At 69.2% G+C, this 12,381-nt stretch carries 10 protein-coding genes; 6 read left to right on the top strand and 4 right to left on the bottom strand.

All coding sequences use genetic code 11. From position 1 onward, the window contains the following. From mtrB to raiA, 4 genes are all read left to right on the top strand, one after another. Window positions 1-1,248 (top strand): MtrAB system histidine kinase MtrB (mtrB, locus tag FFS20_RS04610; RefSeq protein WP_249356663.1); only part of this gene is annotated, 1,248 nt, incomplete at its 5' end. Further along, window positions 1,245-2,969 carry an LpqB family beta-propeller domain-containing protein gene (locus FFS20_RS04605; RefSeq protein ID WP_137824745.1) on the top strand — a complete coding sequence of 575 codons (1,725 nt, stop codon included), beginning with the start codon at window positions 1,245-1,247 and terminating at the stop codon, window positions 2,967-2,969. The genes mtrB and FFS20_RS04605, both read left to right, overlap by 4 nt. A 9-nt stretch (window positions 2,970-2,978) precedes the next feature. Further along, window positions 2,979-3,689, top strand: a complete 711-nt coding sequence (locus tag FFS20_RS04600) for a ComF family protein (protein ID WP_137824744.1) — start codon at window positions 2,979-2,981, stop codon at window positions 3,687-3,689. A gap of 67 nt (window positions 3,690-3,756) precedes the next feature. Next, on the top strand, window positions 3,757-4,437 hold the full coding sequence (raiA, locus tag FFS20_RS04595; protein ID WP_137824743.1) for a ribosome-associated translation inhibitor RaiA: 681 nt from the start codon (window positions 3,757-3,759) through the stop codon (window positions 4,435-4,437). A gap of 111 nt (window positions 4,438-4,548) precedes the next feature. Here the strand turns inward: raiA and FFS20_RS04590 are convergent, their stop codons facing one another. From FFS20_RS04590 to FFS20_RS04575, 4 genes are all read right to left on the bottom strand, one after another. Next, a complete protein-coding gene (locus FFS20_RS04590) occupies window positions 4,549-5,589 on the bottom strand; it encodes a DUF418 domain-containing protein (protein WP_137824742.1) in 1,041 nt (346 codons plus the stop codon). Window positions 5,590-5,656: 67 nt separating this feature from the next. After that, complete coding sequence (locus FFS20_RS04585) at window positions 5,657-6,310, bottom strand: response regulator transcription factor (RefSeq protein ID WP_137824741.1); 654 nt, start codon at window positions 6,308-6,310, stop codon at window positions 5,657-5,659. After that, window positions 6,307-7,566, bottom strand: coding sequence for a histidine kinase (locus tag FFS20_RS04580; protein WP_171006979.1), 1,260 nt, complete (start codon window positions 7,564-7,566; stop codon window positions 6,307-6,309). The genes FFS20_RS04585 and FFS20_RS04580 overlap by 4 nt, the downstream gene beginning before the upstream one ends. A 61-nt stretch (window positions 7,567-7,627) precedes the next feature. Beyond that, complete coding sequence (locus tag FFS20_RS04575; RefSeq protein WP_137824739.1) at window positions 7,628-8,191, bottom strand: hypothetical protein; 564 nt, start codon at window positions 8,189-8,191, stop codon at window positions 7,628-7,630. 171 nt (window positions 8,192-8,362) lie between these two features. Between FFS20_RS04575 and FFS20_RS04570 the strand changes: the two genes are divergently transcribed. Both FFS20_RS04570 and secA read left to right on the top strand, forming a co-directional pair. Next, window positions 8,363-9,607, top strand: coding sequence for a crosslink repair DNA glycosylase YcaQ family protein (locus FFS20_RS04570; RefSeq protein WP_249356662.1), 1,245 nt, complete (start codon window positions 8,363-8,365; stop codon window positions 9,605-9,607). A gap of 55 nt (window positions 9,608-9,662) precedes the next feature. Next, window positions 9,663-12,359, top strand: coding sequence for a preprotein translocase subunit SecA (gene secA / locus FFS20_RS04565; protein WP_137824738.1), 2,697 nt, complete (start codon window positions 9,663-9,665; stop codon window positions 12,357-12,359). The last annotated feature ends 22 nt before the right edge of the window (window positions 12,360-12,381 follow it).

Here is a 12,381-nt window from a genome sequence, read left to right as displayed (position 1 = left end):
CCGGGCCTGCTCATCACGCAGGAGCTCACAGTGCCTGGGGCCGGGCAGTTCCAGCTCTACTACCTCGGCGATCTGTCCGAACAGCAGAACACCCTCGACTTCGTCCAGCGGTCGATGCTCGTCGCCGCCCTCGTCCTCGTCGTCCTCGTCGGTGCGGTCGCGTGGATCGTCACCCGCCTCGTCGTCACCCCGGTGCGCACCGGCGCCGAGGTGGCCCGCCTCATCGCCGACGGCGACCTCGACGAGCGCATGCCCGTCCACGGCAACGATGAGATCGCGGTGCTCGGCGAGAGCTTCAACGACATGGCCGACACCCTCCAGCACCAGATCCAGCAGATGGAGCGGCTCTCGGTGCTGCAGCGGCAGTTCGTCTCCGATGTCTCCCATGAGCTGCGGACCCCGCTCGCGACGATCCGCGCCGCCGCCGACCTCATCTACGATGCGCGCGACGATCTCGATCCGGTGACCGCCCGCAGCGCCGAGCTGCTCAACTCGCAGGCCGAGCGCTTCGACGCCCTCCTCTCCGACCTCCTCGAGATCTCCCGCTACGACGCCGGGGCCGCAGCGCTCGTCGCCAAACCCGTCGACGTCGGCGCGATCGTCACCTCCGTCGTCGAGACCGTCTCGATGATCGCCGACCAGATGTCGACGCACATCGTCGTCCATGCCCCGTCCTCACCGGTCATGGCCGAGGTCGACCGGGTGCGGATCACGCGGATCATCCGCAACCTCGTCGTCAACGCCATCGAGCACGGCGAGGGCAGGCCGATCGACGTCTACGTCGCCTCGAACGCCGAGGCGGTGGCGGTGAGCGTGCGCGACCACGGCGTGGGCATGAATGAGGAGCAGGTCGAGCACGTCTTCGACCGGTTCTGGCGCGCCGACCCCGCCCGCAAGCGCACCCTCGGCGGCTCCGGGCTCGGCCTGGCGATCTCGCTCGAGGACGCCCACCTCCACAACGGCTGGCTCCAGGTGTGGGGCAATCCCGGGGAGGGCTCGTGCTTCCGGCTGACGCTGCCGCGCCGTCCCGATCAGGAGATCACCTCCTCGCCGCTGCCGCTGCCGCCGCGGGACGCGCAGATCCGCGGCTCCGCCCTCGTCGCCGGCCCGATGTCCTCCGACGGCTCGGTGCGGATCCAGACCGGGTCGATCCCCATCGTCGTCGAAGCCGATCTCGCCGAGGCGGCCTCCGACCGCAGCGAACCCGCCGAGGCCGAGGAGAGCGAACTGCAGAAGGGAAGCTCATGAGACCGTCGACAGCCCGGATGCGCGTGGTCACGATCGTGTTCGCCGTCTGCGCGAGCCTCGCCCTGACCGCATGCTCCTCGATTCCCACGAGCTCACCGGTCGGACACCTCCCGGCCGCCTCGAACGAGGCCGCGGCCGGCAGCGCGCGGACCCCCGACGGGCCGAAGCCCGGTGACAGCGTCGGGGAGATCGTCCGCGGGTTCCTCGCCGCCGGTGCCGGGACCGGCAACAACTTCGCCGTCGCGAAGTCGTTCCTCACCGAGGCGGAGGCTCAGGAGTGGAACCCGCTCGCCTCGGTGTCGGTCCTGCCCGGGGACACGGACCTCGACTCGCTCAACTACGAGGTCACCTCGGACCAGAAGACGCTGACGATGTCGGCCCCCGTCGTCGGCATCGTCGACTCCTCGGGGATCTTCTCCTCGGCGACTCCGGACACCCGCTCGAACCTCGAGTTCTCGCTGCGCCAGGAGAACGGCGAATGGCGGATCTCCTCGGCCCCCGACGGCCTGCTCGTCACCCCGACGACGTTCCGCACGATCTTCCTCAGCTACTCGCTCGAGTTCTTCACCTCGGACTTCTCCTATCTCGTGCCCGACTCCCGGTGGTTCCTCCGATCGTCGTCGACCCCGACGGCGATCATCAACGAACTCCTCACCGGGCCCGCGCCCTACCTCGCCGGGGCCGTCATCACAGCGGCCCCCGACGGGGCGAAGCTCAACGACTCGAACGTCGTGACGATCGAGAACGGCGTCGCCAGCGTCTCCCTCGGCAACCTCACCCCGGCGCCGACGGACCGGGAGAAGGGCCTCATCCGGCAGCAGATCGCCTCGACGCTGCGCGCGATCCCCTCGGTCTCGAGCGTCGAGCTGACGATCGGCGGTCAGGTCGTGTCCGAGAGCCTGCAGCCGAAGACGGACTCCTCGGTCCAGGTCGATGGGCCGCCGGTCGTCATCGCCAACAATCGGATCTCCCGGATCTCCGGCACCACCGTGGCGCGGGCGGAGAACAGCCCCGACCTCAGCGATGCCAAGGCCAGCGACCCGGCCGTGTCCTTCGACGATTCGATCTACGCGTACCTCGAGGACGACGGGCAGCACCTCAAGCGGCTGCGCGCGGACTCCTCGGAGTCGCGCACCGTGCTCAACGGGTCGTCCCTCGTCGGGCCGAGCATCGACCGGTTCAACTCGATCTGGACGGGTGAGCGCGACAACAAGGGCGAGATCACAGCGGTCGGCCGCGACGATCAGGTCTACACCGTCGCCGCGGACTTCCTCTCCGGTCGCACCCTGCTCGACCTCGAGGTCTCCCGGGACGGCACGCGGCTGGCGGTGCTCAGCCGGCAGGGCGATCAGCCCGAGCGCATCGACGTCGTCGGCATCCCGCGCGACCGGGCGGGCAATCCCGCCGCCTCCCTCTCCGACGCCCCGCTGCAAGTCGGATCGTACTTCTCCGGGATCCAGGACATCTCGTGGGGCGGGTCGACCTCGCTCGCGGTGCTCGCGCAGCTGCCGGGGGAGACCGTCCAGCCCTACCGGGTCCATGTCGCGGGTCCGCCCGAGCAGCTCGGCCAGCTGCCCGGCGGCGGCGATCGGATCGCCGCGGGCGAGGACGGTCGCTCGATCCTCGTGACCGGCAGCGCCGGCGAGATCTACTCGTACAACTCGAATGCGTGGCAGAAGCTCATCGACGTCACCGCGAAGGATCCCGCGTATCCGGGCTGAGTCGCTGCGATGGGGCTGCTGAGCGAGTTCTCCGATCTCTTCCTGCCGCGGCGGTGCGCGGGCTGCGGGCGGGAGACCGTCTCGCTGTGCACGACGTGCCTCATGCTCCTCGGCGGCATTCCTCGCGCGATGGAGCCGCGGTACGGAACGCTGCCCGTCGTCGGGGTCTCGGAATACAATTCGCGAGTGTCCCATATGGTGGTCAATTTCAAGGACAACGGCCGCCGGGACGTCCTCGACCCGCTCGCTCTCGCTCTCGCGCGGGCGATCGTCGCCGCTCTCGACCTCGTCGGTCATCCGGGCGGACCGGTGGGCGTCGTGCCCGCACCGAGTTCGCAGGCGGCTCTCCGCCGCCGCGGAGGATCGCACACCGCGGCCCTCGCCCGGCGCGCCGGACAGCTCGCTCCGGACCTGTCGCTCGAGGTCATCGACGTCCTCGCCGCGCGCAGGCGCCACGACCAGGTCGGGCTCGGGGCGCACGAGCGGGCGCACAATGCGGAGAACTCGCAATTCCTCATTCCGGATCTGTCCGCCGAGCGGGTGCGGAACATCGCTGAGGAGACTGCCACGGTCATTCTCGTCGATGATTTCTCGACCACCGGCGCGACCTTGGCCGAAAGCGCAAGAGTATTAACATCGGTGCAGGTCAGACCCGCTGTTGCCGCAGTCATCGGACTCGGTCGCGGGGGCACTCGATTTGTCTCTCCCTTTACTGTATAACGGTGTTTACCCATCCAAGGGAATGGGATCGGATTCATCCGAAGAACGAGTCGCCAAAGGACCCATCATGGACATTGTTGTCACCGGACGCCAACTGACCATCTCCGACAGCTTCCGCGCGCACATCGAAGACAAGATCGCCAAAGTCGAGCAGCTCGCGCCTCGCGCGCAGCGTGTCGAGGTCCACGTCGCTCACGATAAGAACACGAAGCAGCCCGAGACGAGCGAGCGGGTCGAACTCACGGTGGTGGCGAAGGGTCCGGTCATCCGCGCCGAGGCGATGGCGAGCGACAAGTACGCCGCCCTCGACCTCGCGTGGGCGAAGCTCGTCGAGCGCTTGAGGCGGGCCAGGGACAGGAACAAGGTGTCCCGCGTCGGCCGTCATCGCAAGGAGTCCACCGCCGAGGCGCTGGCGAAGATGCCCGTCGCCGAGCCGCTCGGTGGGACCGCGGCGGATGCCGACGCCGAGGCGACTGCCTCGGCGCCCGATCAGACGAACGGCCGGATCAAAGCCGAGGGCGATTCGCCGGTGGTGCTGCGGGAGAAGTCGTTCGCCGCGGCGCCGATCGGCATCGAGGAGGCGCTCAACCGCATGGAGCTCGTCGGCCACGACTTCTACCTCTTCATCGACGAGGAGTCGTCGAAGCCCTCCGTCGTCTACCGCCGGAAGGGCTGGAGCTACGGTGTCATCGCCCTCGACGAGGACCTCGTGAGCGAGGAGGCGCTGCCGGAGACGGTCGCCGAATAACCTCTGGGCGGACCTGACGACGCGACCGAGGCGGCACACCCCGACGAGAGGGGAGTGCCGCCTCGGTGCATGTCCGGGAGGTGGGCGGCCCCGCGCTCGGCGCGGAGCTCCTCAGCGCTCGGCGCGGGAGGGACCCCACGTGACGATGCGCCAGAGGCGCTCGAGCGGGCCCTGGGAGAAGAACCGCAGCCACAGGGCGGAGGCGATGATCTGGACGATGAGGATCGCCGCGCACACCACCGCAGCCGCGACGTAGCCGCCCTCGCTGTCGAGGGCCGCGAGGTCGGGGACGAGGGCGCGGACGCCGACGAGGAGGAGCGTGGCGCCGATGTAGTTCGTCAGCGCCATCCGCCCGAGCGGGGCGAACACGGCCCGGAGGACCGCCTCGGCGGGGGTGCGCATGAGGAGCATGACGACGATGACATAGCACAGCGCCATCGTGATCCCCAGCCCCGCGGTGATCCACTGATCGAGCTGGCGGGTGAGGTAGTCCGTGGTGAGGAACCCGGTGACGGTGACTGCGGCGGCGAGCACACCGACGAGGGCGAGACGGCCCGGATGGGCAAGGGCCGTGCGGACGAAGCCCGTGTACCCGATCGCGAAGCCGAGGAGGAAGAGTCCGGGGATGATCGCCATCCCGCCGCCGGTGGCGACTCCGGCGATGAGGAGGAGCGCGCCGAGACCCGAGGTGATCGCCGGAAGCACGCGGGCGGGCAGCCACGTCGAGGGCAGCAGGACGACGAGCGCGGCGATCGCGTACGGCAGGAGCGCCTCGCCGGGCTGGAGCAGCATGTGGAGGGCGCCGAGGACGCCGAGGAAGAGGAACCGGCGCAGCAGGGCCAGCCGCGGACGGGGGCTGCGGCGGCGGGCGGAGTGCCACATGATGCCGAAGCCGATGCCGAAGAGGATCGAGAAGATCGGGAAGAACCGGCCCTGGACGAAGTCCTGGCTCGCGGCATAGAACCCGAGGGTGTCGCCGCTGCCGTCGACCGAGTTGAGCCCGAACATCGGGGGCAGGTTGACGACGATGATGCCGCACAGGGCGACGCCGCGCAGGACGTCGAGGGCGGCGATCCGGCGGGGGCGGGTGAGCTGGTCGCCGGTCGGCTGCGCGGGAGCGGGCACCGGCGGGATGAGTGCGTGTGAGTTCATGGCTTCCATCCTCGTCGGGGAAGCGGCCTGAGACATCGGCCGGGTGACCGGTTCGCCGGCCCCGCCCTCAGCCGTTCGGCTGATTCATCGCCCCCGACTCCCACATGCGCGCGGCGATCTCGACGCGGTTGCGGGCGCCGAGGCGGGTCTGGATGTTCCCGAGATGCGTCTTCACGGTGCCCAGGGAGATGTAGAGCTCGGCGCAGATCTCCTGGTTCGTCAGGCCCGTGGCGACGAGGGCGGCGACGTCGCGTTCGCGTTCGCTCAGACTCTCGACCCGGGCGCTGCCGGGACCGGCCTGCGCCCGCGCCGCCGGTGACCGACGCTTGAGCAGGTCGAGCGTCAGGGCAGGGGAGATGAGGGCCTCACCGTCGACGGCGGCCTTGACCCCGGCGATGAGGAGGTCGGGTCCGGCGTCCTTGAGGAGGAATCCGCTCGCCCCCTGGTCGAGGGCTGAGTCGACGTACTCCTCATCGTCGAACGTCGTGACCATGATGACCTTCGTCAGGGGAGTCAGGCGCGGGAGTGCGGAGAGGCCGTCGAGGCGGGGCATGCGGATGTCGAGGAGGACGACGTCGGGCTTCTCCCGCTTTGTCAGGTCGATCGCATCGACCCCGTCGGCGCCCTGGGCGACGACGGTGATGTCGGGGTCGGCGTCGAGGATGAGCGCGAACCCCATCCGCACCATCTCCTGATCGTCGACGAGCGCGACGCGGATCATGCTCTCTCCTCTCCGCCTTTTGCGGGGTCGATCTCCTGTGAGTCTGTCGGTGCCGCGGCACGCACGGGCAGGTGCGCGCACACCTGCCAGCCTCCTCCCGGCGCCGGGCCGGTCTGCAGGGTGCCGCCGGCGCTGACGACGCGGTGCCGCATCCCGATGAGACCCGTGCCGCTGCCGCGGCCGATTCCCGCGGTGCCCGGACCGTTGGCGATCGTCAGGGTGAGGGCACTCGGTCTGCGCGCGGAGTCCGGACCGGCGGCCGTCTGCGGGGCACCGCCTGTCAGCGGGTCGTCGGCGGTGAGCGGGTCGTCGGCGGTGAGCGTGACCGTGACCGGCACCGTCGTGCCGGCGTGCCGGCGGATGTTCGTCAGCGCTTCGACGAGGACGCGGTCGAGCACGGCCCAGACCGGTGCGGGGACCGCCTCGGCGAGGGACCGGTCGATGTCGGCGCGGACATCGGTGCCGCCGGAGGCGCGGAAGGACTCGACCCGGTCGGTCAGGCTCTGCGGTCCCGTGGCCACCGGGAGGCGGGCGGCGGCCGACGTGTCCTCGGCGGTGGAGGAGACGAGCGCGCGGATCTCCTCGAGAGCGCGCGTGCTCGAGTCCTCGATCTTTCCCAGCGCGGTGTGGAGGATGCCGACGTCGCTGCTGCGGCCGGCAGCCTGGGAGAGCACGACGATGCCGGTGATCTCGTGGGCGACCATGTCGTGGAGTTCGGTGGCGATGCGGCGGCGCTCGTCGGCCACGGCGGTGGCGTGGCGTTCGACGAGGGAGCGATCGACCATGCGCAGCAGCAGCCCCAGGGCGAGGGCGGCGATGACTCCCGTGGACGCGCCGAAGGCGAAGGTGAAGCCGTCGCCGGCGGCGAAACCGGCCACGAGCCCCGGTGCGAGCACGGTGATGACGGCGAGGACGACGAGGCCGATGATCTGCTGCGCCGAGGCGGCGACCCGACCGAGGACGGCGAGGACGACGAAGCTCAGCCACAGCACGGTCACGCCGATGCCCTCGCCGAAGACGAGCGCGATCTGTGCGGCCGTGAGGACGGCGACGGCGACGAGGAGCAGGCGAGCGGTCGCCGAGTCGACCCCGGCGGCGGTGCGGCTGGGCATCCGCGTCCGGATGAGGATCGCGGTGCAGACCACGGTGGCGACCACCGTGACGAGAGCGGTGAACGGACCGAGCGAGGCGAGGAGGTCGAGTCCCAGGCAGAGCGGGATCGGGACGAGCCACAGCCAGGTCAGGACGGTCTTCATGCCTCGGAGTCTAGTCATGACCGCGCTCTCGCGCGGCCATGACTGAGTCGGAGGGCGAGGATCAGGCCAGGGCGCACGTCGGGTCCGCGTACTCGAGCTCTGCGGCGACGCCGGACTGGTTGGCGAACACGGAGGTCAGCGTCACGTTCTTCCGCAGGGGGAGCTCACCGAAGCTGCGGCCGTCGGCGAAGACCTCGAGCCTGCCGTCGCCGGCGGTGCCGGAGAACTTCACGGTCTTCCCGTCGATCGTCGCCTTGTCGGTGTAGGCGCCGTCGGCGTCCTCGACCGGCTGAGCGCCGGCCTTCGGGTAGTCGAAGGTGACGAAGCGGGTGACCCGGTCGGCCTTGCCGTCGGCGAGTTCGCGGACGAGGAGCTGATCCTTGTTCATGCCCGGCTGCGGGGCGACGTCGACGTAGGTGAGCTCGGCCCGCTCGGCCATCGCCGAGAGGATGAACGGCCGCCCGTGGACTTCGAGATGGGACGGCTTGACGTCGCAGGTGCCGAGGTAGTCCTCGACCTGGGCTTCGAGCTGCGCCTTCGACCGGTACTCCCAGTAGAAGAGCGCGCCGACGCCGACGGCGAGGACGGAGAGGATGGAGGTGAGGGTGATGATGACCTTCTTCATGGCAGGTCCTTTCGATCTTCGTGTGCCGACCGGAGGGTGTTCCGGCTTGTGATGTCCATCCTGTCGCCCGGCAGGGGGTCGCGAACTCAGCCGTTCGGCCGATCCGCCTCGGCCGAACGGGCGGAGCTGTCGCTGCGGGGCCGCGTCAGTGGCGTGGCCTATCGTGGGGCCATGCAGACGATGTCACTGGCAGCGGCGCGACGAACCGCGATCGCGGCGACCGGTCTCGACCGTGCGCGCCCGCAGCAGGTCACCGCGTGCCACCTCAAGTCGACGTTCGAGAGGATGGGACTGGCGCAGATCGACTCGGTCGCCCGGGTCGTGCGCTCCCACTACCTGCCCTTCTACTCGCGGTTGGGCCCCTATGACCGCAGCCGGCTCGACCGTCTCCTCTACTCCGCCCCGCGGATGGGCGTCGAGTACTGGGCGCACGCGGCGGCCTTCGTGCCCCCGGAGACGTGGCGCCACTTCGACCGCAGCCGTGCGGAGTGGTGGCGCCAGGATCACGGACAGCGGCACCCGGAGACCGGGGCTGCGTTCCGCGCCCTGCAGCGGTCGCTCCTCGACGCGCTCGAGGACGGACCGCAGACCGCCAGATCGGCCTCCGAGCTCGTCGACCACGACATCCCCGAACGCCACCGCGGGCACTGGGGCTGGAACCCGAGCCAGGTGAAGACGGCGCTCGAGGCGCTCTTCGTCTCCGGGGCGGTGAGCTCAGCGGGGCGCAACGACCACTTCGAGCGCATCTATGCGCTGCCGCGCGATGTCAGCCCCCTCCTCGGCGAACCGGTCCTCACCTACGGCACCCCGGAGGATCCGGATCTCGGACTGCGCAGCGGTGCAGGCAAGCCCCCGCGGGGCGTGTCCGGGACCGCCAACGATGTGCTCGCCCTCACCCGCATCGCCGCTCGAGCGCTCGGCGTCGCGCGCCCCGACTGCCTCGCCGACTACTTCCGTCAGCTGCGCGCCCCGACCGACGCCGCGATCGAGACGCTGCTCACCACGGGCGAACTCGTCGAGGTCGAGGTCGCGGGCACTCCTGCCCTGCGCTGGCACGCGGCGAGGACCCCGCGGACGACGGCGGCGAGGGCGCTGCTCGCCCCCTTCGACCCACTCGTCTTCCACCGCCCCCGCATCGAATGGCTCTTCGACTTCCGCTTCCGGATCGAGATCTACACCCCGGCGCCCCAGCGGCAGCACGGGTACTACGTCATGCCGTTCCTCCTCGGCGACCGCCTCGTCGCCCGCGTCGACGTCCACCGCGACGGTCGGGCCGGGGTGCTGCGCGCACTCAAGGTGACATGGGAGCCGGGGGAGGAGCACTGGGAGCAGCTGAGCGCTGAACTCGCCGACATGGCGCGGTGGCTGGGGGCGGAGTCGGTGGATATGTGCGGGACTCACCTGCCATTAAGCTAGGGACTATACAGTCATTCGAGTTGTCGTCAGGCGCCCAGCGCCGAATAGGAGAGAAGTGGCTAACATCCTCGAGAAGCTTCTGCGCACCGGCGAGGGTCGGACGCTGAAGAAGCTCCGCCGGTACACCGACGCCATCAATCAGCTGTCCGATGAGTTCAGCGAGATGTCCGACGCCGAGCTGCGCGAGGAGACCGACCGGTTCAAGAAGCGCGTGGCCGACGGGGAGTCGCTCGACTCGCTGCTGCCCGAAGCCTTCGCCGCGGTGCGCGAGGCCTCCGGCCGCACGCTGGGCATGCGCCACTTCGACGTCCAGCTCATGGGCGGTGCCGCCCTCCACCTCGGCAACATCGCGGAGATGAAGACCGGTGAGGGCAAGACGCTCGTGGCCACCGCGCCCGCGTACCTCAACGCGCTCACCGGCAACGGCGTCCACGTCATCACCGTCAACGACTACCTCGCGACCTACCAGTCCGAGCTCATGGGCCGGGTGTTCCGGTTCCTCGGCATGGAGACCGGCTGCATCCAGGCGAACATGCCCTCGGACGAGCGCCGGAAGCAGTACGCGGCGGACATCACGTACGGCACGAACAACGAATTCGGCTTCGACTATCTGCGCGACAACATGGCGTGGTCGTCCGAGGAGCTCGTTCAGCGGGGCCATTCGTTCGCGATCGTCGACGAGGTCGACTCGATCCTCATCGATGAGGCCCGCACCCCGCTCATCATCTCCGGCCCCGCCGAGGGCGATGCCAACCGCTGGTACGACGAGTTCGCGAAGGTCGTCAAGCGCCTCAAGGTCGACCGCGACTACGAGGTCGACGAGAAGAAGCGCACTGTCGGCGTGCTCGAACCCGGCATCGAGCGCGTCGAGGACTACCTCGGCATCGGCAACCTCTACGATGCCGAGAACACCCCGCTCATCAGCTTCCTCAACAACGCGATCCGGGCGAAGGAGCTGTTCAAGAAGGACAAGGACTACGTCCTCCTCGATGGGGAAGTGCTCATCGTCGACGAGCACACCGGTCGCGTCCTCAAGGGCCGCCGTTACAACGAGGGCCTCCACCAGGCCATCGAGGCCAAGGAGAACGTCAAGGTCCAGGCGGAGAACCAGACGCTGGCGACGATCACCCTGCAGAACTACTTCCGCCTCTACGACAAGCTCTCGGGCATGACCGGCACGGCCGAGACCGAGGCCGCCGAGTTCATGTCGACGTACAAGCTCGGCGTCGTGCCGATCCCGACGAACAAGCCGATGCAGCGCGTCGACCAGTCGGACTTCGTCTACAAGAACGAAGTCGCGAAGTTCGATGCCGTCGTCGACGACATCGTCGAGCGCCACGAGACCGGACAGCCGGTCCTCGTCGGCACGACGAGCGTCGAGAAGAGCGAATACCTCTCGAAGCACCTCGCCAAGCGCGGAGTCCGCCACGAGGTCCTCAACGCGAAGAACCACGCCCGTGAGGCCGCGATCGTCGCCCTGGCCGGACGCAAGGGCGCGGTCACTGTGGCCACGAACATGGCCGGACGCGGCACCGACATCATGCTCGGCGGCAATGCGGAGTTCATCGCCGTCGCCGAGATGGAGAAGCGCGGACTCGACCCCGTCGACGACGCCGAGGAGTACGAGAAGCAGTGGCAGGACGTCCTCGCCGAGGCGGAGGCGAAGGTCGAGTCGGAGGCCGAGGAGGTCATCGAGCTCGGCGGTCTCTACGTCCTCGGCACCGAACGCCACGAGTCCCGACGCATCGACAACCAGCTGCGCGGACGCTCGGGACGTCAGGGCGACCCGGGGGAGAGCCGCTTCTACCTCTCGCTCACCGACGACCTCATGCGCCTCTTCGGCTCCGGTGCCGCCGAGCGGATCATGGCCACGGCCAATGTGCCCGACGATGTCCCGCTCGAGTCGAAGATGGTCACCCGGGCGATCCTCTCGGCGCAGACGCAGATCGAGCAGCGCAACGCCGAGCAGCGCAAGAACGTGCTCAAGTACGACGATGTCCTCAACCGCCAGCGCACGGTGATCTACGACGAGCGCCGCAAGGTCCTCGACGGCGAGGACCTCGCCGATCAGGTCGCGAGCTTCCGCGAACAGGTCATCGACGCGTACGTCCAGGCCGCGACGACCGGCCCGGTCGAGGAGTGGAAGGTCGATGAGCTCTTCGAGGCGCTCGGCAAGATCTACACCCCCTCGATCACCGAGGACGACCTCGCCGAGGAGGTCGGCGGGCTGAGCAACCTCACGAAGAACCGCCTCAACGCGGAGATCCAGTCCGACATCGACGTCTTCTACGCCCAGCGCGAAGAGGATCTCGGGGAGGAGGCGACGCGTGAGCTCGAGCGTCGTGTCGTCCTCTCCGTCATCGACAAGCGGTGGCGTGAGCACCTCTACGAGATGGACTACCTCAAGAACGGCATCGGCCTGCGCGCGATGGCCCAGCGCGACCCCCTCGTGGAGTACCAGCGCGAGGGCTTCGAGATGTTCACGACGATGCAGGACGGGATCAAAGAGGACGTCGTGCGTCTCACCGACACCCTCGAGGTCACCGTCAACCGGCCGCAGGGCGAATCCGGAGACGACTCGGAGGTCGAGGTCGACGCGGCGGAGCTGCGCCACACCACCCCGAAGATGCAGCTCTCGGCGCCCTCGGAGGACGGCGGCACCTCGGTGACCGAGGACGACGCCGACGGTGCGGACGACCCGGCACCGGCCAACCGCGCCCAGCGCCGGGCGAAGAAGAAGGCGAAGCGCTGAACCGGCGCTGAGACATGAGACG

The sequence above is a fragment of the Brevibacterium sp. 2SA genome, from assembly GCF_005502845.1.
Classification (GTDB): domain Bacteria; phylum Actinomycetota; class Actinomycetes; order Actinomycetales; family Brevibacteriaceae; genus Brevibacterium.
This window is presented reverse-complemented; position numbering and strand designations above follow the sequence as displayed.